Source organism: Maribacter sp., assembly GCF_049667165.1.
GTDB lineage: Bacteria > Bacteroidota > Bacteroidia > Flavobacteriales > Flavobacteriaceae > Maribacter_A.
On sequence record NZ_JBATHS010000067.1, the window covers coordinates 1 to 23231 of the forward strand.

At 41.0% G+C, this 23231-nt stretch carries 14 protein-coding genes; 9 read left to right on the forward strand and 5 right to left on the reverse strand.

The genetic code is table 11. The features are described 5' to 3' along the window. The 3 genes from WBM98_RS03985 to WBM98_RS03995 form a co-directional block, all read right to left on the reverse strand. Positions 1-182: glyceraldehyde 3-phosphate dehydrogenase NAD-binding domain-containing protein (locus WBM98_RS03985; RefSeq protein WP_424364732.1), on the reverse strand; the 182-nt coding region annotated here is incomplete at its 3' end. A 22-nt stretch (positions 183-204) separates the two neighbouring features. Beyond that, a complete protein-coding gene (gene pfkA / locus WBM98_RS03990) occupies positions 205-1191 on the reverse strand; it encodes a 6-phosphofructokinase (RefSeq protein WP_424364733.1) in 987 nt (328 codons plus the stop codon). A 155-nt stretch (positions 1192-1346) separates the two neighbouring features. Beyond that, positions 1347-5732 (reverse strand): translocation/assembly module TamB domain-containing protein, encoded by a 4386-nt coding sequence (locus tag WBM98_RS03995; RefSeq protein WP_424364752.1) that lies wholly within the window; start codon positions 5730-5732, stop codon positions 1347-1349. A gap of 90 nt (positions 5733-5822) precedes the next feature. On the opposite strand from WBM98_RS03995, the gene tsaD reads away from it, so the two are divergent. From tsaD to WBM98_RS04040, 9 genes are all read left to right on the forward strand, one after another. Continuing rightward, positions 5823-6887, forward strand: coding sequence for a tRNA (adenosine(37)-N6)-threonylcarbamoyltransferase complex transferase subunit TsaD (gene tsaD, locus WBM98_RS04000; RefSeq protein ID WP_424364734.1), 1065 nt, complete (start codon positions 5823-5825; stop codon positions 6885-6887). A gap of 7 nt (positions 6888-6894) precedes the next feature. Beyond that, the gene (locus WBM98_RS04005; protein WP_424364735.1) at positions 6895-7245 is read left to right on the forward strand and encodes a TfoX/Sxy family protein; all 351 of its coding nucleotides are present in this window, start codon (positions 6895-6897) and stop codon (positions 7243-7245) included. A gap of 102 nt (positions 7246-7347) precedes the next feature. Further along, positions 7348-8055, forward strand: coding sequence for a 16S rRNA (uracil(1498)-N(3))-methyltransferase (locus WBM98_RS04010; protein ID WP_424364736.1), 708 nt, complete (start codon positions 7348-7350; stop codon positions 8053-8055). Between the two features lie 23 nt (positions 8056-8078). Then, positions 8079-8729: a DUF4159 domain-containing protein gene (locus WBM98_RS04015; RefSeq protein ID WP_424364737.1), complete on the forward strand. Its 651-nt coding sequence runs from the start codon at positions 8079-8081 to the stop codon at positions 8727-8729. Between the two features lie 3 nt (positions 8730-8732). Continuing rightward, positions 8733-9821, forward strand: a complete 1089-nt coding sequence (locus WBM98_RS04020; protein WP_424364738.1) for an AI-2E family transporter — start codon at positions 8733-8735, stop codon at positions 9819-9821. A 73-nt stretch (positions 9822-9894) separates the two neighbouring features. Continuing rightward, the gene (locus WBM98_RS04025) at positions 9895-11010 is read left to right on the forward strand and encodes a THUMP-like domain-containing protein (RefSeq protein ID WP_424364739.1); all 1116 of its coding nucleotides are present in this window, start codon (positions 9895-9897) and stop codon (positions 11008-11010) included. A 350-nt stretch (positions 11011-11360) separates the two neighbouring features. Then, the gene (locus WBM98_RS04030; RefSeq protein WP_424364740.1) at positions 11361-14567 is read left to right on the forward strand and encodes a SusC/RagA family TonB-linked outer membrane protein; all 3207 of its coding nucleotides are present in this window, start codon (positions 11361-11363) and stop codon (positions 14565-14567) included. Positions 14568-14570: 3 nt separating this feature from the next. Further along, the gene (locus WBM98_RS04035; RefSeq protein WP_424364741.1) at positions 14571-16289 is read left to right on the forward strand and encodes a RagB/SusD family nutrient uptake outer membrane protein; all 1719 of its coding nucleotides are present in this window, start codon (positions 14571-14573) and stop codon (positions 16287-16289) included. A gap of 135 nt (positions 16290-16424) precedes the next feature. Continuing rightward, positions 16425-19778 (forward strand): VCBS repeat-containing protein, encoded by a 3354-nt coding sequence (locus tag WBM98_RS04040; RefSeq protein ID WP_424364742.1) that lies wholly within the window; start codon positions 16425-16427, stop codon positions 19776-19778. Positions 19779-19863: 85 nt separating this feature from the next. On the opposite strand, the gene WBM98_RS04045 is transcribed toward WBM98_RS04040, so the two are convergent. Next, complete coding sequence (locus tag WBM98_RS04045) at positions 19864-21375, reverse strand: sulfatase family protein (protein WP_424364743.1); 1512 nt, start codon at positions 21373-21375, stop codon at positions 19864-19866. A 12-nt stretch (positions 21376-21387) separates the two neighbouring features. Continuing rightward, positions 21388-23115, reverse strand: a complete 1728-nt coding sequence (locus WBM98_RS04050; RefSeq protein WP_424364744.1) for a glycoside hydrolase family 9 protein — start codon at positions 23113-23115, stop codon at positions 21388-21390. Between the last annotated feature and the right edge of the window lie 116 nt (positions 23116-23231).

Sequence of the window (23231 nt, forward strand, 5' to 3'; positions counted from 1 at the left end):
ACTTTGACAGTACCATCAAATTTACCATGAACAGAATCGTACTGCAATAAATACGCCAAATGTTCTACATCCAACAAATCATTTATTGCAACAACTTCTACTCCTTCTCTTTTGGTTGATTCACGGAAAACCAATCTTCCGATTCTACCAAAACCGTTAATACCAATTTTTAATTTTGACATTTTTTACTTATTTAAATTAAATTTATGTTGACATTATTTCTGAAACCCTAATTAGTTCCCTATCAATTTTTGTATGGCCCTTTATGGCCTTGTTTATTGGCGTAAGAATAAGTTGGTTATCCTGAACCCCTACCATAAGGTTGGTTTGGCCTTCCAATAAGGCCTCCACGGACTTTACACCCATTCTACTTGCCAAAACCCGGTCATAACACGAAGGTGCACCGCCACGCTGCATATGTCCTAAAACAGATACACGAACATCATAATCCGGAAAATTTTCCTCAACATAGTCCTTGAGTTCAAAAACATTCTTACCGGTCTTGTCACCCTCGGCTACAACAACAATACTTGAAGATTTACCAGACGTCCTACTTCTTTTTAAAGAATCCAATAAGCGTTCACGACCTAGGTTTTCTTCCGGTATTAATATTTCCTCGGCACCTGCACCTACTCCGGCATTTAATGCTATATGGCCTACATCACGCCCCATAACTTCAACAAAGAACAATCTATTGTGGGAACTAGCTGTATCCCGAATTTTATCTATCGCTTCAACCACCGTATTCAAAGCCGTGTCAAAACCCAAAGTGAACGTTGTACCAAAGATATCATTGTCTATGGTACCGGGAATTCCGATAAAGGGGAAACCGAATTCCTGGCTAAAAATCATGGCACCGGTAAAACTACCATCACCCCCAATAACCACAAATGCATCGATATCAGCTGCCTTAAGTTGTTCGTACGCTTTCTTACGGCCTTCGGTTGTCCTAAATTCTTTGCATCTGGTAGATTTTAGAATTGTACCTCCCTTATTGATTATGTTGTGGACACTTCTCGCATCCATGAGCTCAAAATCACCATCGATCATCCCTTGGTATCCCCAATAGATACCGACACATTCAACTTTCAAATATGCACAAGTTCTTACAACAGATCGTATAGCGGCATTCATTCCCGGAGAATCCCCACCAGAAGTAAAAACACCTATTTTTTTAATTTTCGCCATCAACCAAATTAAGCCAACAAAATTAACAAACTTATTCCGAAAAAAGAACTGGATGGACGCTTATTATCTTAGGTATAAACAGACTAAAACGTTTTCGGTGACAATTAATCCATGCTGCGTAATAAATAGCACAATCGGAAGGGGAATTGTTTAAAAAATCAAAGGTCTTTTGGTTTTTCCTGGAACATCAACAAGCTATCCCTTCCCATCACCTCAACGGGCGTGGTTTCTTTTTCAAATTGCTTATTTCGAAGTGCTTTGCCCTTGAACATTTTTTGCATGAGTTCCTTAAAACTATTGAAATCTACCTCATAGGATAATCCAGCGCCTTGGGTATAGCCTTGGCGATCCCCCAAAAACGCCTGTATCTCATTTTCCCTATTAAAGAATTTAGCACTTAAGGTGCCTTCTTCATTCAATAGTAACTGAAGCTCAAAATCCCCTGCAACCACCGTTTCGGTAGCCCCACCGACCGGAACCCCTACCTTACCGTTCAGAAGTATGCGGTCACTTATCTGGGTCGATACCGTTACCCCGATCCTGTTTTCGGTTTCTATGTCCGTGCTGGCATCCTGTATTCCCTGTTCATAGGAAAGTCCCAAATTGAATTTGTCATTGCCCCCACTAAGGACCTGATTCAGCAATCCGGAGGCCGACTGAATCAAATTTCCTGTCACAGCTTGGGAATTTATACCACTTTGATCATTCACGAAAGTACCTTGGGCCAATAGAAATATTGCGTTTTTCTCCTCAACTTGTGGGTCTTGCAGCCTATATTCCAGTTCTGATTGGATGATGGAACTCGTACCTGGAAACTCGATACTGAAATCTATTTCGGGACTCTGTAACTCATCGGTCAACTGAATAACCACATCAGTTGGTATTCTTCGCGTATAGCCCGAATTTTCTAGCAATGGTGCCGGATTCGCATTCAACGAATATACCGCTTCCATATTCAATGCGGCGGAGAGTGGATCCCGATCCCAAACAATGGTACCCCCTGGTTTTACCTTAAATGTTTTATTGATCACCCCCCCGAATTTATAATTGAACTCCCCAGTGACCACAACGAAATCGCCGAACATCTCAAACTTATCCTTGGTATTGATCCGAATCAAGAGAAGTCCCTCACCCGTTCCTTTTAAAGAACTTCCTGTTTTCTGGTCGGTAACGATCTCGACCTCGGCATCCGGAGTCACATCAAGGTTGAATTCCATCTCCAATCCCTCGATTTCCTGTAATACCCGTTGCAGGGATTCCGAATCGGTCTCATCTTTTTCAATGAATTTTATATATGAATAATCCCCGACCGTCGCCACATCACTTAAGGGTATTTTTAACGAGGTGCCCGCTGCGGTTTCCCCATCTACATTGATGGTCAACGCCTTTGTTGATCCAAAAATGCGCCCAGATCCATTTAAAAACCCCGTACCGTAGTATAGGACCTCTTCTTCGAACGGGGTGTCCAAAATCAAGAAACGGCCATTGTTCGTATCCACATTCAAATCCAACACCCAATTCTTGAAGAAGCTATGGGTAATTGAACCATCTAAGGTGGCCTTTGTATTTCGGGCTACATCTGTGATGTTTATCTGTTCAAAATTGAACGACTGTTTCGACAGCCGAACACGGGAATTTTGAGCGAAGCCATAATCGACATTTAAATAGGGTATTGCAATCCCAGCATTATCTAAAGTCAATAAACCGCTAAAATCAGGATTGTTGATATCCCCGGAGAATTTCACACTGCCGAACAAGTCACCCCGAATGTTCGTTATCACCCCTTCTCCCAAAGGACTAAAAGGCGCTAAGTCAAATCCATTGAAATTTGCCATAAGATTGGCCTGGGGCAATTCTGTCTTGTTTTGTATATTTCCTATGATACTAAGCCTTTCGACCCCCTTATCGGTAATTTGGGTATTGACCACAAAATCGGTCAGATCACGATTCCCCACAATACCTATGGATAAATCGCCTATTCTATACCCGTTAACCGCAAAATCGGTTATGCCCAGGTTCGATGAAGGTAAATACACATCATCCTTTTGCAAAACATTCAAAGTACCATTGACCTCACCCTCCAAACGCAAACTATCGATGGCCGGGGTGATCTTATCCAACGAAACGATCTTGAACTGAAGCTCAAGGTCCTTATAGGTAGAATCGGCCAATTGCCCCCTTAAGCGAATTTGTTCAAATTGGCTGTTATTCATCACAATTTCCTCGATCACAATACTATCAAGGGTCTTATTGATAATGACCTTGTTCTTATTGTTGCCTTCCCGATTTAAAATCCAAGTATTGTTCTTAAAGCTGATATCCGATGTTTTCAGGCCGATGACCGACTTGTTCTCTTTATTGAACGTATGATAGAAGTTAAGGTTATAACTATCGTTATACTCACTACCCCCTTTAAACTCCGTCCTAAAGAACAGGGTATCCTTCAAGGTAGTGTTGATCAGGTTGAAATCCTTGACATCATAATAATTCGTCGACAAATCCCCGACCGATATGTAGGTGTTGAACAATGGGTTCTTATTATCGATCTTTATGTCAATATTATCGGCCTCATTGCCAAAAGCGATTATACTGGGCGATTTGAAGGTCAGTTTGAAATCGCCCTCGTCGGCTACGATACTGCCTCGAATAAACGTATTGGGGTCAAACTTGACCTCGGGGAAGAATACATCGACTATCTTGTTGTAAATCTTAAAGTTAAACGTCAGTGTTTGGCCCTCAGAGATATCAAAAGGTTTATAATTGGTATAAATACTTCCCAACGAATTCTGAACGAGCTGTCCCAATTCCTTCACTCGGAAATTACCTTTCAAATAACCCGTAATAATATCGGGTGAATTGATATCTATGGTTCGAATGGTATCATTCTCAAAGGTCGAAGAAACCTTAAAATCATCAAAATAATAGGTGTCATTCTTATTCTGGAAAATGGTCTCAGTAAAATTAATGTCACCGACAATGTTGTCTAAGGAGTTCCCAGTAATATCGATATTCACGTTTCCTTTGAAAATGGATACGCTATCCTTGATGAAGTTCAATTTCTTTAGGTCGGCATACTCTACATTGGCGATGAAATTGAAGTTGTTGCGGTCCTCCCCAAAATCGGCCAATCCTTTAAAATTGAATCTTAAATTCTCATCATTGCTGAAAATCGACCCATCGAACAATTGCTCTTTTAGAATTCCGGAAACCTTAAGGTTCTTATAATCATAGTTATTGAAATTGATCGAGTAGACTTCCCCGATCACTTCGGTATTCAGCTTATCCTTCACAAAACCCTTACCTTCTACATTAAAGTCAAGGGTGGTTTTCCCCAGACTCTTATTGTCAACAAAGTTTCCCAGGTCAAAATCGATCAAAGAAACAAACCCCTGATACGCTGCATTTTCAATATTGTTGAAGTCGGTCAATTCCAAATCAGCATAGCTACTACCTATGGCCGTATTTAGGTTCACTTTGGCATAAACCGAACTTTCGGTTACCGTGGCATCTCCCCTTACTGTAAACTGACCGAACTTTGTAAAGGCCGAGGACATTGATTTACTGCCTAAGAAATTCGGCATCAATGCCCGTAATTCATAATAGGTACTGGTTACATTCTTCATTTGGGCCGTCATGACAAAGGGGGCCTCTTTCGTAAAGAGGTTCTTAAAGGTAAAATTTCCACGTATACCCGTATTTTCAGAATATAAAAAAAGATCTTCGGTTTGCAAATCGTTCAAGACCCCATTGATGTTTGCCGAGAACGTCACTGTCTTCCCTTTCCCGAATTGATCATAAAGCAAGTTTACTTCATTCAGGGACAGATTAGAGTCGGTGAACTCCGCCGTTACCTTTACCTTGTCCAAAAAATCCTTGAAATCCTTTCTTTCATAATCAAAAACGAGATTTCCAATCAATTTAGAGCCAGGAGTTTCTATATGCAAGGTATCAAAACGCATTTGCTCTTTTGTATACAAAAAGTGGGTGGCAAGTTTTTTTACCTCGATTTTGCGTTTGTCAATAAATGACATGGCTTTAATATCTGTGGAAACTTCGGGGCCTAAAATCAAGAAATCCTGGGATGCAATATTCAGGTTCTGGAAGTTTAAGGTTTCGGCATTCTCAAGGTTTTCATCAATCAACCGAAAGGCACTATTCGCGATCTTCACATCGGTTGAGGAAAAGTAGAAAGGTGGTGTGCCAGGCTTTCGTGGCTGCTTATCATCAAGTTTATCGATAAACACCTCTAAATTGGTACTTGCACTGTCTTTATAAGTCTTTAGTTTAAAGTTGAGCCTTTCGATATCGATATGGCCAAATTGCAGTTTGCCCTCGGCCAAATTACGCACACTTAAAATCGATGTGCCCAATTCATCGATATAAAATAAAGTGTCTTTTTGGTAATCCTCAATATAGATACCTTTGATCGCAACATCCCAAGAAATCAATGAGATCCGAATTTCATCAATATTTATGTTGGTGCCAAACTCTTTGTTTATTGTGTTTGTTGCATATTTGGCTAATCGCGTCTGCACAAAGGGCATAGAAAGTACGATGGTGCCCAATACACAGATGAGCAACAATACCAAGAAGGTTCTAATCAGTATTTTTCTCAGTTTTCTGATAGGGCTTTTATGTTTTACCTTTGTACTTCAATTTTTATTCCAAAACGCGTGGAAAATGAAACCATTTATATTCTTGCCATAGAATCGTCCTGTGATGATACTTCTGCGGCGGTATTATGCAATGACAAAGTCATTAGTAATGTTGTTGCAACTCAAAAAATACATGAGGAATATGGGGGTGTTGTTCCCGAACTTGCCTCTAGGGCACACCAGCAAAATATTGTTCCTGTGGTGCACCAAGCTTTATTGAACGCAAATATCGACAAAAAACTATTATCCGCCATAGCTTTTACGCGCGGACCGGGACTTATGGGTTCATTATTGGTAGGTACCTCATTTGCCAAGTCTTTGGCACTTGGTCTGAACATTCCATTAATTGAGGTCAACCATATGCAGGCACATATCCTGGCGCATTTTATATCGGATGGGCAAAGCCGGATACCAAGCTTTCCCTTTTTGGCAATGACCATTAGTGGTGGGCATACGCAAATCGTAAAAGTGAACGATTATTTCGATATGGAAATCTTAGGTGAAACCTTGGATGATGCCGTGGGAGAGGCCTTTGACAAAAGTGCCAAAATACTTGGACTACCTTATCCTGGTGGACCCTTGGTTGATAAATATGCCCAATTGGGCAATCCTAAGAAATTCACATTTCCCAAACCCAAGGTCGATGGTTTGAATTTTAGTTTCAGTGGATTGAAAACCAGCATATTATATTTTATACAAAAGGAAACCAAGAAAAATCCCAACTTTATCACTGAAAATCGGAATGACATATGTGCTTCAATCCAGTTTACCATCATCAATATTTTAATGGATAAACTAAAAAAAGCGGTAAAGGAAACCGGAATAAAACAGGTGGCCATCGGAGGAGGTGTCTCCGCTAATTCTGGAATACGCAATGCATTGAAAAATGCCGAAAAGAAATATGGTTGGTCTACATATATTCCTAAATTTGAGTATTGCACGGATAATGCCGCGATGATCGGTATCGTGGGTCACCATAAGTATCAACAACAGCTATTCGCTTCGCAGGATGTTACTGCCAAAGCGAGATATATCATAGAATAGGAAACGTATGGCCTATAATGAGGATTTGGAAAAAAGATTGGATTTTGCCATTGGGGTATTTCCAAAAAAAATAGCGGACCAAATTTCCAAAAAGAAAATGTTCGGGGGCCTTGCCTATCTGTTCAAGGACAAAATGACCGTCGGTATCGTAAAAAATGACCTTATGGTTCGAATACTCGGCAGTAAGATGGATAACATCCTGAAAATGGAAAACGTACGGCCCATGGATTTTGCCAAAAGACCCATGAAAGAATTCGTCTATGTTTCGGCTAAGGGCTATGATTCCGAGGAACAGCTGCAGCATTGGATCGAACTGGGCCTAGAACATGCCCAGGATAAATTGCGAAATGGACCTTAGCAAGGGGTCTGCCGACAGCGATGTACAAGGCGGATTACATTTGGCTTATAATGAAAAACTCATCGCGACAGATGAAAAACAACCTAGAAACTATCAGGAATTATGCAATTATTCTATAACCCAAAATTGGACAACAGTGCGTCCCAATTCGTTTTCACACCTGAGGAAAGTCACCATATTGTAAAGGTTTTACGCAAAAAAGTAGATGACATGTTGTTGATCACCAATGGAAAAGGCTCTATTTTCGAAGCGAAGATTATCATTGCCGATGCCAAGAAATGTAAGGCACAGATCACGGCAACCAAAAAAAAACATCGAAGGATGTATTGGTTTCATCTCGTTGTAGCCCCTACAAAAAGCAATGATCGCTTTGAATGGTTTTTGGAAAAGGCCACAGAAATAGGTGTTGACGAGATTACCCCCATCATCTGTGAACGCTCGGAACGCAAAATCGTAAAACCAGAACGAATGGAAAAGGTGATACAATCCGCAATGAAACAATCCATGCAGGCGTATCTCCCAAAACTCAACCCCATGACCACCTTTGAGGAGTTCATGGCCCAAGAAAGGGAGGGTCTTTTGTTCATAGCGCATTGTGAGGAGGATGAGAAAATGGAACTTAAAAGACGGGTAGCGCCTGACAAGGATGTGACCATCCTGATTGGACCAGAAGGGGATTTTACAAGTAACGAGATCGATCAGGCCTACGAAAAGGGCTTTCTGCCGGTCTCATTGGGACAAAATAGACTGCGTACGGAAACGGCGGCCATTGTGGCCTGTACGACCGTCAACTTGATCAACAACGGATAAATTCATCTTCGTATATTTAAGAAATGGGATACCTCAAAATTATAGGCACACTCTTTTTTATGATCCATAGTAGCCTTGTAAGCGGTCAGGAAATCGCCATCCTAAAATACAAAGGAGGAGGCGATTGGTATGCCAATCCCACGGCCTTACCCAATTTAATACGGTATTGCAATAGCACTATCGGGACAAAGCTCAATGAAAAGCCCGAAACGGTTGAAGTGGGCGATGGATCCCTATTTCAGTATCCCTTTGTACATATGACCGGGCACGGCAATGTGGTGTTTACCCAAGAGGAAGCGGATAATTTAAGAACATACCTGCTTTCCGGAGGATTTTTGCATATTGATGACAACTATGGGATGGCGCCCTATTTGCGCAAGGAGATTGCAAAAGTTTTTCCAGAATACCCTTTGGAAGAACTTGGTGCGGACCATCCAATTTTTAATCAGGAGTATAAATTTCCAGAGGGATTGCCGAAAATACATGAGCACGAAGGTAAGCGACCACAGGCGTTTGGCATTGTTCAAGAAGGCAGGTTGGTCCTTTTGTTTACCTATGAATCGGATTTAGGGGATGGTTGGGAAGATCCCTCGGTACATAACGATCCCGAAGCAGTGCGCACAAAAGCGCTGCAAATGGGGGCGAATATCATATCTTATGTTTTTAAAAATTAGTCAATGACAGCCAAAACCATAGCAGATGGTATATTAAGGGCAATCGCCATTCTCACGGGCATTGCACTCTTACTCTACTTCCTTTATAAAATTCAATCGGTATTGGCCTATTTGGCCATAGCCTTGGTTGCCTCCCTTTTAGGAAGGCCCATCGTCTTGTTTTTACGCAAAAGACTTAAATTCAACAACACCTTGGCCGTTATCGTAACCATGATCTTTCTTATCGGCATCATTGCAGGCATTATTGCCTTGTTCATTCCCCTATTGGTGGCACAAGGCCAAAACCTTTCCTTATTGGATATAGAAGCACTTCAGGCAAATGTTGAAAGCCTATATAGACAGGTCACCGAGTATTTTGGATTGAGTGCCATTGAAATCGAGGAGGGTATAAAAGAATCGAAAATGTTTGCCAATCTCGATTTTGGTTTTATTCCCAATTTCTTGAATTCCTTTGTAAGTGTCTTGGGAAGTCTGAGTGTAGGTCTGTTTTCTGTATTGTTCATCGCATTTTTCTTTTTAAAGGACAGCAAATTGTTCGAGGCGGGGTTAATGGTCTTCATTCCGGAAAATAAGGAGAGCCGTTTAAGGAAATCGATGAACACCATCAAGGATCTGCTTTCAAGATATTTCTTGGGACTGGTTTTGCAGATCATGATATTGTTCATTATCTACTCTATTGTACTCTTTGTCTTTGGTATTGAAAACGCCATCGTAATCGCCTTTTTATGCGCCCTTTTAAACCTTATTCCGTACGTGGGTCCGATCATTGGAGGAGTCCTCATGATGACCTTAACGATGACCAGTAATCTGGGGTCCGATTTCAGCTCGGTGATCTTACCAAAAACCATCTATGTAATGGCTGGTTTTATCATCGGTCAATTGGTGGATAATTTCTTTTCCCAGCCTTATATTTTTTCGAATAGCGTGAAGTCCCATCCCCTTGAAATTTTCTTGGTTATCATCATAGGCGGATTGCTGTTCGGCATCACCGGAATGATCATCGCCGTACCGGGTTATACCTCCATAAAGGTGATTTTAAAAGAATTTTTAGCTGAAAATAAGATTGTAAAATCCTTGACCAAAAATCTATAGTATAACTTTGAATAAAAATATATTAAATACTGGTGTACAAGATTTTATACAATATAATTTAAATACTGACATCATGTCAGTCGTGCTTAAGGGAAGTCCTTTTCCCGATATTTCGCCCCAAGAGTTGGCCGAACAGATCCAAGCCAAAAAAAAGTGTGAAAAAAAACTCCCTACCTGGTTCCATACCCCAAAAATCCATTACCCCAATAAGATGAATATCGAGCAATGTTCATCAGAAATCACTGCCGAATACAAGGCACAATTAGTGGGTGGAAAAACGCTGGTCGACCTTACCGGTGGCCTAGGTGTGGACGCGTACTTTTTCAGCAAAAAAACAAGCACGGTTTTCCATTGCGAAATCGATGAAAACCTATCCGAAATCGCAGCGTATAATTTTGGAATTTTAGGTGCTGATAATGTACAGGTAAATCCTGTCGATGGAATGATATTCCTTCAAGAATCGAATCGTAAATTTGATTGGTTATATCTCGACCCTTCACGACGCTCCGACAACAACAATAAGGTTTTTCTACTTTCAGATTGCACCCCGAATATAACCGAGCATCTCTCCCTGCTATTGAACAAGGCAAACCGCATCTTAGTAAAGACCTCACCCCTGTTGGACCTGACTATTGGATTAAAGCAGCTTGAACACGTAAAAGAGATACATATTGTGGCCGTCAATAACGAGGTTAAGGAAGTCCTATGGGTACTACAAGGACAAAAAGAAACAAAAATAAGGGTCAAAACCATAAACTTAATGGAATCAAAAACCCAAAAATTTGATTTTGACCTTTCCGAAGAGAAAGACACCATTGCACAATTAGGATGGCCCCTTTCCTATATCTATGAACCCAACGCTGCCTTATTGAAGTCGGGCGCCTTTAAACTCATCACAGCAAAATTAGCGGTTCAAAAGTTGCACGAACATTCCCATTTATATACCTCCAACGACCTGATGGAATTTCCAGGACGGGTATTTCGCATCGAAAAAGTACTTGCCTATACCAAAAAAGAACTCAGATCTTTTGTTGGCACAAAGGCTAACGTTGCCGTTAGAAACTTTCCTGAAAGCGTATCGCAGATTCGAAAAAAATATAAGATAAAGGACGGAGGGGATGTCTACCTTTATTTTACACGGCTGAAAAATGACCAACTTGCCTTGATCAAGGCTTCCAAAAAAATATAAAATAGACCATGGCTTTCCAGGAAAATTGCCATGGTTTTGTGTTTACGGCTTCAGTTTGTTTTCTTTTTAAAATTATGTTTCGATCACCCCAAAACAAACGCACAATCACCCTCAGCTCCCAAAAACACTACGAAAACGTTTGAGCCATCCCCCAAAAAGAGATCCTACCCCCCCCTATTTTAAAATAAATAATATCATATTTTGACAAAATACGGCAGGTGAATTTATCGATAGTCATGAAATTTTTGTTAATTTTAGCATAAATTTTAAGGCCCCCTCAATATTTGGTGCCTAAGATTTAAATTATTTTACTCTAACTTTTATTTAAACTAACAAACAACTTTAGGATTATGAATCAAAAAAACGATTTCCAATCGTTAAAGTCCAAAAGAACACGTACCTCTTATGGTATTGGACTTTTATCGATCATGATTTGCTTTTGTGCCCAAATGGCATTTGCGAATTCTGAAACTTCATTTTTAAAGGTTGATCTGGAAAACTCAGTCCAATCAATTATTACCGGAACGGTCTCTGATGAAACAGGACCATTACCCGGTGCAAGTGTCGTGATCAAAGGCACTTCACAAGGTACACAAACCGATTTTGATGGTAACTTTACCATTGAAGCGGATAGTGATGCCGTTTTGGTCATCAGTTATATCGGCTATAGAACTGCCGAAATAACGGTTGCCGACCAAACAACCATCAATGTAACTTTGGAACAGGACACCAGTCAACTTGACGAAGTTGTTGTTACGGGGTATTCAACACAAACCAGAGGGGACCTTACGGGTTCTGTAGGGACTGTAGATGTTTCAGAAGCTACCAAAACTCCTATTGTGAATGCCGCAGAAGCATTACAAGGAAGAGTTTCTGGGGTTACTATTACCAATAATGGCAACCCAGGCTCAACTCCCGTTGTAAGAATAAGAGGGTATGGTACTGGGAACAGTAATGATCCACTTTATATCATTGATGGGGTTCAGACAGACGATGCCAGCATTTTGAATTCGATCAACCCTGCCGATATCGACCAGATGAACGTACTTAAGGATGGTGCTGCAGCCATTTATGGGGCAAGGGCATCCAATGGTGTTGTGATCATTACCACCAAGAGCGGGGGGTATAACATGGATACCGCAAGAGTTTCACTTGATATGTATACCGGTTTTTCGTCAGCTACCAACTTACCCGAATTGCTAGATACACAACAGCATGGTGAAATGATTTTTCAAAGTATCAGAAATGATGGTGGTACACCATCGCACCCACAGTACGGTGATGGGCCGAGTCCTGTAATACCAACAACGTTACAAAGGGTTCCTGTGACCGCAACGGTAAAGCCTAATGGCGGAACAGACTGGTTAGATGAAATCTACAGAACGGCGATTACACAAAATGCTTCCATAACGCTCGAAAATGGAAATGAAAAATCTAAATTCCTTTTTTCTGCAAGTTATTTGAACCGTCAAGGGATTCAAATCGCCACCGGCTACAAGAGAGCTTCGGTTCGATTGAATTCAGAATTCAAGATTGGGGATAGAATACGGATTGGGGAACATACCAACATTTCCTTCGACAGAAAAGGTGGTGGTCAATCGTGGTTCAATTTTGCCACACGAATGTCCCCATTGGTACCTGTATTTGATAACGATGGTAATTATGCGGGAAATTACAGTAACGATACAGGGCTTTCCAACCCGAATAACCCTGTTGCGGAAGCTAATCGCCAGGCGGATGATTTCAATAAAACATTACGCGTGTTCGGTGATATCTATGCCACATTGGATATTCTTGATGGATTACAGTTCAAAACTTCTATCGGGGGTTCAATCAGAGCCTACAATGACAGACGTTTTAGAGCTTTAATTCCAGAATCATCCGAACCACTTTCTACGAATACACTTAGAGAAGCAGATCAGGACACCTACGAATGGGTATGGAACAATACTTTAAACTATAATAAGTCTTTTGGCGAGCACAGTATCAGCGCCCTTGCTGGTATTGAAGCACTAAATGTAACAGGAAAAGGTAAAGAAATTACAAGAACGGATTACTTCTTTGAAACTCCTGAGTATTATTTATTGAGTAATGGTGGTGGTGCCGCGAACGTGGGATACGCTTATGACAATGCATCGTCTTTGTTTTCGGTTTTTGGTACAGTTAACTACAATTACGCCGGTAAATATTTATTGACCGCTACGGTACGTCAAGATAAATCTTCTAGGTTTATAGGAGATAATAAAAGTGATGTATTCCCATCGTTCAGTGCAGGTTGGATCGTCAGTGACGAAAATTTCTTCCCTGAAGGCATTGTAAGTAGAATGAAACTGAAAGGATCTTGGGGGCAATTGGGTAACCAAACACTACCGGTAGACAACCCTACTTATAATATCTCCGTATTAAGTGAGCAATATGCGAATTATGGGTACCAAGGCAGTGGCGGTGTGACACAAGGGGCTATTTTACAATCCGCAGGTAATGAGAATTTAAAATGGGAGACCAGTGAAACCACCAATTTCGGTATTGAACTTGGTTTCTTTGATAACAAATTAAACCTTGAGGCAGAATATTTTGTCATCAATACAAAAGATTTGATTAATCCAGATAATAGTTTGTTCAGTACCACTTCAATAGCCTCAAATGCTCCTTACGTGAACCTTGGATCTATTCAGAACAAAGGTATTGATGCATCGCTTAGGTTTGCAGATGAATTAGATTCTGGCTTTAGATATGGTATTGACCTTAATTTCTCTACCTATAAAAATGAAGTTACGGAATTGATCAGTGCCTTTCAGGTAGGGTTTGAAGGATTTAGAAATACAGGTGCGGTTACAAGAACCCAGGAAGGGCAACCCATTTCCTCATTTTTTGGTAGAAAGGTTATAGGAATTTTTGCTTCAGAAGCTGAAGTTGCCGCAAGTCCCGACCAAGGGTTTGCAGCTTCCGCCGATGGTGTTGGTAGACTAAAATATGCTGACATCAACAATGATGGTACCATAGATGATGATGATAGGACCTTTATAGGTTCTCCCCACCCAGACTTTACGTATGGCGTAAATTTAACTGCTGGATATAAGAATTTTGACATTTCAGCATTTTTCCAAGGTTCACAAGGAAATGAAATTTTCAACAACGATAGAGTTTATACTGATTTTCCTAGTTTTTTCAATGCGAACAGAAGTGTACGGGTCTTGGATTCATGGACACCCGATAATCAAAACACATCAATGCCGGCTCTTAGCCAAAGTATTACCAACAATGAAACTACAGCAACTTCATTTTTTGTAGAAGATGGTTCTTATATGCGATTGAAAAACCTACAGATCGGTTATTCATTTGATGACAGAGTTGCTGAGATGTTGGGCATGGATAGTGTTCGGTTCTATATTCAAGGAACCAACTTATTCACTATAACCGATTATACTGGTGTTGACCCAGAATTACAACCAAGATTTAACAATAATGGTTCTATTGATAACCTTACCATAGGTGTATCTGATAATAATTATCCGTTAGCCTCAATCTATTCATTAGGTGTTAACTTAAAATTTTAAAAAATGAAAAAGAAAACAATATTTTCAATTTTACTTACATGTGCGATGCTAGGTGCATGTAGCGACACATTCACGGAGATCGCTCCAACAGGAGCGCTTTCAGATGAAGCTCTCCAAAATGCAACCGGTATTGACCTTAAATTGACCGCAGCCTACTCGGCTATGGACGGGGAACGTGTCAACCGACTAGGAGAGGGAGTTTCTGCAGGTGGTGACAACTGGTGGACTGATGTAGTTGCTGATGATGCCCATAGGGGAAGTACTGACGGTGACAATACCGAACTATTTCAACTTGAAATTTTGGATTGGCAAACCGGTAATAGCTGGTTTTTGGGAAGATGGAGCGCGCTTTTTGGTGGCGTAAACCAGGCGAATGCAGTATTGACTTTAATCGATCAAGTACCTGATGGGGATTTTAGTCAACAAAAGGGAGAAGCTTTATTCCTTAGGGGCTACTTCAATTTTGAGCTACAGAAATTTTATGGCAATGTTCCATTTATTTCGGTTGAGAATGCAGTTAATTTAGAGTTTAACCAACCAAATCCAGGACCGATCTGGACTGAAATTGAAGCGGATTTTCAAGCGGCCATCGATCTTCTGGGATCGGAAGTTATTACAGGACGGACTAATTCGTGGGTCGCTAAGGCGTTTTTAGGAAAAGTCTATTTGTATCAAGAAAAATGGGACGAAGCTTTTACCTTATTAAATGAGGTTGTAACTGAAGGTCCATATTCCTTAAACACTGAATATGTCAACAACTTTAACTTAGCTGGTGAAAATAGTTCAGAAGCTGTTTTTTCCATTGAATTTGTTGCTGATGATGGTCGTTCTTATAATGGTAACGGTGCGGGAACATTGAACTTTCCAGGTGGTGGTCCTTTAGGTACTTGTTGTGGTTTTTATCAACCGACCCAAGATTTGGTCAACGCGTATCAAACCGATGGAAGTGGACTTCCATTATTGGATACTTTTGCTGACACTGATGTAGCAAGTGATTATGGAATTGAAAGCGCTGAGCCTTTCACGCTTCATACAGGACCTTTAGATCCACGATTGGATTATACGGTATCTAGAAGAGGCGTTGATTATAATGGTTTTGGCAACAATCCTGGAAAAGAATGGATAAGGGCGACTTTTGCAGATGTCTCTGGACCATACTTGCCCAAAAAGAACGTTTATCAAGCAGACGAAGTTGATGCCAACCGAGGTATCGGGGGTTGGGGCTCTGAATGGTCGGGTATCAATTACAACATTATGCGTTTTGCCGATGTGCTCTTGCTGGCTGCTGAAGCTGCTGTTGAAAAATCCAGCCCTGATTTACCAGTGGCGTTAGAATATGTCAACCGAGTACGAAACAGGGCGAAAAACATGACTTATGTTCAGGCGCTAGATGCTGATAATGCCCCGATACCTGATACAGATGCGGCCAATTATCAAATTGAACCTTACGCATCATTCCCCGATCAAGCTTTTGCTAGAAAAGCAGTTCGTTTTGAACGACGTTTGGAGCTTGGAATGGAAGGACATCGTTTGTTCGATCTACGTAGATGGGGTGTGGCCGAAGAGGTAATCAACACCTATATTGCCAATGAAGCCGAAGACATTAATCAATCGGATTACGGTAGATTTAGAACCTATGTTGATAAATATAATTTGTGTCCAATACCTTTAACCGCTATCGATCAAAGTGGTGGTATCTTAGAGCAGAACCCTGGGTACTAACCAGCTTATGTTCCTAGACTGAAATTTTACTTTATAGAAAAAGGCATTTTAAAAAAATGCCTTTTTTTATTTCCATTAATTACCTTTTTATGGTTCTTTTGCCATTCAATAAACAATCCAAATTCTTAGTATCCGATGAAAAAACTCCAGTTTTTATCCCTACTCCTATTTACGGTGTTTGCCTGTAGCAAAAAAGACAATACCCTGTTCTCTAAAATAGCAGCAGATGAATCTGGGATAACCTTCAACAATCACATTGTAGAAACCGATAGTTTCAATATCCTCTCCAGTGAATATATTTTCAATGGGGGCGGTATTGCCGTGGGTGATTTTAACAATGACAACAGGCCAGACCTTTTTTTTACAGGAAACCAGGTAGCGAACAAGTTATATCTCAACCAAGGCGATTTACAATTCAAGGATGTTTCGATCGAAAGTGGCATTGAGGCAAAAGACAAGTGGAATACGGGCGTTGCCCTGATCGATATTAACAACGACGGTTATTTGGATGTTTATGTATGTGCTGCTATGTTCCCCTCAGCACCCAATAAGTCGAACATGTTATTCGTAAATCAGGGTTTGAGCAAAAATGGGGTGCCAACTTTTAAGGAAATGGCCGAAAACTATGGCATAGCGGATACGGGAAATAGTATGAATGCCACATTTTTCGATTACGATAAAGATGGGCTCTTAGACCTTTATGTACTGAACAACGTTGATGTTCATGAACTCCCCTCGAATTATCGAGAAAAGATAACCGATGGCTCAGCTTTAAGCAACGACAGACTCTACCATAATAATGGGGATAACACCTTTACCGATGTCAGCCTAAAGGCTGGAATCACTATAGAGGGGTATGGTCTCGGCATCGCAATTGCAGACTTGAATTACGATGGCTGGCCAGATATTTATGTGAGTAACGATTACCTTTCAAATGATCTTCTATATATAAACAAGGGCGATGGTACTTTTTCAAACGAAATAGGTAAGCTGTTAAAACACCAAGGTAAATTTTCAATGGGGAACGATATTTCGGATTATAATAATGATGGCTTGTTGGATATCATCACCTTGGATATGTTGGGTGAAACGAATTATAGGTTGAAAACCACCATCCGTAATACCAAATATAATGACTACAATCTGAACGAAAAGTTCGGATACGAGTATCAGTATATGAGGAACATGCTGCAAACAGGACAAGGTTTGGGCGTTCCCTTCAAAGAAACGGGCCTTATGGCCGGGATGGCAAAGACCGACTGGAGTTGGTCTCCCCTATTCGTAGATATGGACAATGATGGTTATAGGGATTTGCTCATTACCAATGGGTTTCCCCAAGATATTACGGATCTTGACTTTGGTGACTTCCACTTCAATGTGCGTCGTTATTTACGCCCGAGCCAAATCTTGGATTCCATTCCCGTCGTTAAAATCCCGAATTATGCCTATAAAAATAATGGCAATGGCCTTTTTAGTGATGTTGGCCAGGAATGGGGGCTTAACGTCCCTTCGTTTTCCAACGGGGCAGTTTTTGCCGACCTAGACAATGATGGGGACATGGACTATGTTGTGAACAATATCAATGATGAAGCCTTTCTCTTTGAAAACAACCTGAATAACCTAAAAAATCTTGATCATAATTTTCTACTGGTTGATTTGCAGGGGCCTAAAATGAATCCTTCAGGGATTGGGGCTAAAATCGTAGTTCGATTCAAGGATGGCACCTTTGAGTATCATGAGCATCACTTGAATAGAGGTTATATGTCCTCGGTTCACGACATAGCCCACTTTGGGTTAGGAACAAAAAACGAAATCGAATCCCTTGAAATAAGATGGCCCGATGATACATTCCAAAAAATAACTGGGATTCAAGGGAACCAGACCATCAAGCTTGATTATAACGATGCTACGCTGGTTTCAGCCAACGAAATCGCCTTCCCACTGACACCAAAAAAAACAACACCGATATATAAGGAGGTGGCCGATAGTGTTGGTATAAGCTATACACATCAAGAAAAGGATATTATCGATTTTAATGTACAACAGATCATCCCCCACAAACTGACACAAAATGGGCCTTGTTTGGTGGCCGGGGACCTTAATGGTGATGGTACTGAGGATTTTATAGTAGGTAGTGCGTCAGGATATTCCCCAGAGATCTTTTTACAAAAAAAGGATGGGTCGTTTACAAGTTCACTGCTTTTCAGTGATGAGAACGATAAAAAACATGAAGAAGAAGGCTTGGCACTCTTCGATTTGGAAAATGATGGGGACCTTGACCTTTACCTTGTATCAGGCAGCAATGAGTTCATGTATAGTCACAATGTCTTATACCAAGATCGTTTTATGATCAACGATGGTAAGGGTAATTTTTCGATGGCCAATGATAAAATCCCTGAAATTCGTGCCAGTGGGTCGGTTGTTAAGGCGATGGACTTTGATCAGGATGGCTTCATAGATCTTTTTATTGGGGGTAGAACGCCGTATGCCCAATATCCGACGCCTGAAAAGAGTTATCTACTTAAGAATTATGAGGGGGTACTTAAGGATGTCACCGAATCTTATTGCCCTGAACTTAGGACCCCTGGCATGGTCACCGACGCTACATGGGCGGATATTGACCAAGATGGCCTTAGTGATCTTATTTTAGCTGGGGAATTTATGCCCATTGCGATATTTAAGAATGAGAAAACGGCTTTTAGCCCATTAATACAAACCGGAGTAGACAGTCTTTCTGGGTGGTGGGAGAGTCTCTTGGCCCAAGATATTGATGGGGATGGGGATATCGATCTCGTAGCGGGTAATCTTGGGGCGAATAATCTGTATCAACCATCTAAGGAAAAACCCGTGACCCTGCTTGCGAAGGATTTTGACAATAATGGGTTCGTAGACCCCATACTGTTTGCTTACTTTCGGGGTGATTTCGATGATTACTCCTATGAACCCTATCCTGTGAATTTTTGGGGAGACCTATACAATCAAAGTCCGATGTTTAGGTCAAAATACAATTATTATAAAGAGTATGCCGCCGCAACACAAAACAATTTGCTCACACCCGAAAACCTGAAAGATGTTTCGGAATTGATTTTTAATTACGATAAGACCACTTATTTTGAGAATTTGGGCAACGGGCACTTCGAGCCACGACAATTGCCTTGGGAGGTACAGGTTGCCCCAATTAATCGATTTGTACCCACTGATTACAATGCAGACGGCCATACCGATTTATTGTTGATCGGGAACAACTTTGGCAATGAAGTGTTCATAGGCCGGTACGATGCCTTCAACGGCGGGTTGCTCAAAGGTGATGGGCAAGGGAATTTTGAAATGATCAGCACCTTGGAAAGTGGATTCTTAGTGCCTGGGGATGCCAAGGATATGATTACCCTTAAAAATGCAAACGGCGATAATGACTATATTATCGTTACCCAAAACCGAGGTAAAATAAAGGTGTTTCAAAAGAATAATCGGAATACGAAACCTTTATAATGCCTTATCTGGAGTAAAAAATGACATCTGCAGATGAATGCGCAGTTAAAATTGTGACAAGCCCTCCATTACTTGACCATCTTAATCAGTATTCATCTGGATGTTTAAAATCCCCAAAACGATATTTTATGGTACGTTTAAGCGGTATCTGCATCCCTTTGGTACTTTCCAACCAATCATAGATTGCAGTAGACATTTCTTTGGCAATCTCTTGTTTGTTCGGATCGGCAATTAAATTGTACATTTCATCAGGGTCGTTCTGAAGATCATAAAGTTCATTGCGGTCCCAAATACCATGATATTTGATATATTTATATTGATCTGTACGCATACCGAAAACCGTAGGGGTCATGGGAAAGTCATATTCCCAATAGTATTCATAAAAAATCTCATTTCGTGATGGGGCATTCTTGTCACCAGTTAAAATGGGAATAAACGACACCCCCGGCATATGATCAGGCTTTTGTATTCCTGCTTCCGCCAATACGGTTGGCCCAATATCAATATTTTGGACCATTTGTTCTGGGGTCTTCCCGCCTTCAAAAAGTTCTGGACATCGAACCAATAGGGGCACTTTCACCGATTCTTCATAGAAATGTCTCTTGTCGATCAATCCGTGTTCTCCCCAACTAAAGCCATTGTCTCCCATATAAATGACCAAAGTGGATTCATCCAATCCTTCTTTCCTCAGATACTCCATAACGGTGCCAATACTTTCATCGACCCCAAGCAACGTTTCGCAATAATCGACCACCATATCATATATTCCATTGTTCTCATGGTACATATAGTCCACGCCATGCCAACTAATACGTTGATCGGCAACCCATTTTGGCCATTTCAGATCGCGATATTTTCCAGTTTTGGTTTGATCATAGGTCGAGGGTAATGCAATTTTCTTCCCCCTATATTTTCCCTTATGCCGTCGTGCCGGTTTAAAAGCAGCATGTACCGCCTTATGGGATAAATACAAAAAGAACGGTTTGTCCTTATCCCGTTTATCCAACCAATCCACCGCATGTTCGGTAAGCAGGTCCGTGATATAGGTAGAGTCTTTGTATGCTACCCGGGTACCATTGATATTCAGCGTGGGATTATAGTATACACCTTGTCCTAGGAAGCTCTCCCAGTGTGTAAATCCCGGCTGGGGTTCGTCCCCATGGTCGCCCATATGCCATTTGCCAAAAAAACCGGTCTGGTACCCCGCTTTTTCCAAGTATTGAGGAAAATAGGTCAGGTTTCCAGGATCAGGGGCCTGATTGTCTACTATTGTATGGGAATGGGAAAATTGCCCGGTCAATATCGAGGCCCTACTCGGGGAACATAAGGAAGTGGTGACAAATGCATTGGGAAGATAAGCCCCTTCAGAAGCCAATTTATCCATATTCGGGGTTTCGAGCCAGGGGACTTTTCCCGTAAAGCCCATATAATCATACCTATGGTCGTCGGTTAGAATAAAAACCACGTTCCGGGGTTTCTTCTTATTCTTGGTTGATAGTGCAAAACCTGTAGTATCGGATATTGTACCCCGGGCATTATTAGCCATTAAAAAAGGGGAACAACACAATATTGCCAATAGAAATTTGATAGTTTTCATAGGATTTTTTCTTTAGTTTGATTCCTGCTCCAAAAAGCCCAAAACATAGGTCAAGGGCGCATTCCAATTTAGGCAAATTTCATTACTTGCATAACTAGACTCCTGATCAACCCAACTCTGCATGGGTGAAGGATCATCTGGGTATACAGTTCCGTCCACAACATCCTGCAATCTGCTATTGGGACCACCCGATAACAATCCTGGTACTGGCGCTTCGATACCATCAGCAGCACTTTGACGATGATGTATGAACATGGGCGTTTTATCACCAAAACCGGTAACGAAACTATACCCTACTGCGTTAGTACCTAAAATATAATCCATTGCCTGTTGAACACCAACTAGATATTTTGGTTTGGATTCAATACGATACGCTTGCGCCATAACCATCGCTGCATTCAAAACATCACTATTTGAACCCCATTGAAAGTCATCAACAGGCTGAAAATAGTCAAGGTTTTTGGCCTTTTCAACCAAAGAATCAGCCAATTGCAATAATCCGTTCTTTAGTTCGGAAGACAATTCCGCAGCACTTGGATCGGCGTCATCCATTATACTTATCATTCCCAAATACCGCATAAAGCGCGTCCACCCATCGCCAGGTTTTAGTTTAAAATCAATGGGTTTCTTTCTTAATTGATCCAAATACGTCGCTTCATGGGTTGTAACGAAAAGTTCCGCATTGGCCCAAAACCATTCATCCTCAAAATTAGAGTCCCCATACTGCCCGGTACTTATATCTTCCGGATTTACAAAGGCGATATTGGGATTCTTCAAGGCCCAAGCATAGGCTTTTTTGGCTGCAACCAAACATTTTTCCGCATAGTCTGGATCCATTGACTTGAAAACCCTATTGGCCTTAGCGGCACATGCCGCAAAATCCAAGGTTGCCGCAGTCCCCTTCCCTACGACATAGCGCTGGCTTGTTGCTTCATTCGGCATAACCATGCCATCAAATTTTTTGGCGGTGACCTTATGGAACGATCCTCCATCGTCATCCTGCATGGTCAGAAGCCAATCCATTTCATATTTCAACTCATCTAAATAGTCACTTTTCCCATTGCCACTTTCAGGGATATTGAGATCTTTATCACCAATACTATTCGGATATTGTTCCTGCAAAACATAAAATTGACCTAAAGGAAAACTTCCGTTGACAACATACTTGTTATAATCACCCGCATCATACCATCCACCCGGTGAATTTAAAAAACCTTTGCTTCTCCCGCTTGAGGGATGAAAAGGTACACTATCGTCGGGATGTGCCATTTTTCGATGCCATTTACCGGCGTGCTCTGCGAGCAAAGGAATACCCATACGTTGGTAGTACATTCCCTTTACCGAGCCTAAAAAAACATCATGCAATACCTTCTTTTTAATTTCAAATGGATAGGAATACCCTACTTCAGGAACCAACACATAGTACTCGCCCTCTTTGTGTACTTCGGAAAAATCAGCGATTCGCACCTTTTCCCCGGCTAGCTCCCAGTGCAAAGTTTCCGATAGTGTTCCCTTCAGAACAACTTCCATATTCTTGCTATCGATCACATTGAATTCTTGATATTCATCAGCATTTACAATGACAGCTTTCTTAACGGCACTCGGATAATACCCAATTTGATTTAATCTTATTTGGTCGCTAAATGTCTTTGGTAGATCTGGAATGGACTTTGTGCAGTTTGATAAAAGTAAAAAACTTAAAACTAAAATTGGGATTTGAAGAACATAGGGTTTGATCATGTTACAATCATTTTATTAGTACTACAGTAAATATCCGAAAATTAGGGAAGGAAGATTACCAAGATATTATCATATCATTCCATTGAATCAACAATATTGAACGTAAGATGCTCTTT

What these genes read in the sequence shown, in the direction of transcription:
- WBM98_RS03995 (WP_424364752.1), bottom strand. Translation starts at nt 5,732, where the DNA reads ATGCCCTTTGTGCAGACGCGATTAGCCAAATATGCAACAAACACAATA.
- tsaD (WP_424364734.1), top strand. Translation starts at nt 5,823, where the DNA reads ATGTTTTACCTTTGTACTTCAATTTTTATTCCAAAACGCGTGGAAAAT.
- WBM98_RS04005 (WP_424364735.1), top strand. Translation starts at nt 6,895, where the DNA reads ATGGCCTATAATGAGGATTTGGAAAAAAGATTGGATTTTGCCATTGGG.
- WBM98_RS04010 (WP_424364736.1), top strand. Translation starts at nt 7,348, where the DNA reads ATGCAATTATTCTATAACCCAAAATTGGACAACAGTGCGTCCCAATTC.
- WBM98_RS04015 (WP_424364737.1), top strand. Translation starts at nt 8,079, where the DNA reads ATGGGATACCTCAAAATTATAGGCACACTCTTTTTTATGATCCATAGT.
- WBM98_RS04020 (WP_424364738.1), top strand. Translation starts at nt 8,733, where the DNA reads ATGACAGCCAAAACCATAGCAGATGGTATATTAAGGGCAATCGCCATT.
- WBM98_RS04025 (WP_424364739.1), top strand. Translation starts at nt 9,895, where the DNA reads ATGTCAGTCGTGCTTAAGGGAAGTCCTTTTCCCGATATTTCGCCCCAA.
- WBM98_RS04030 (WP_424364740.1), top strand. Translation starts at nt 11,361, where the DNA reads ATGAATCAAAAAAACGATTTCCAATCGTTAAAGTCCAAAAGAACACGT.
- WBM98_RS04035 (WP_424364741.1), top strand. Translation starts at nt 14,571, where the DNA reads ATGAAAAAGAAAACAATATTTTCAATTTTACTTACATGTGCGATGCTA.
- WBM98_RS04040 (WP_424364742.1), top strand. Translation starts at nt 16,425, where the DNA reads ATGAAAAAACTCCAGTTTTTATCCCTACTCCTATTTACGGTGTTTGCC.
- WBM98_RS04045 (WP_424364743.1), bottom strand. Translation starts at nt 21,375, where the DNA reads ATGAAAACTATCAAATTTCTATTGGCAATATTGTGTTGTTCCCCTTTT.
- WBM98_RS04050 (WP_424364744.1), bottom strand. Translation starts at nt 23,115, where the DNA reads ATGATCAAACCCTATGTTCTTCAAATCCCAATTTTAGTTTTAAGTTTT.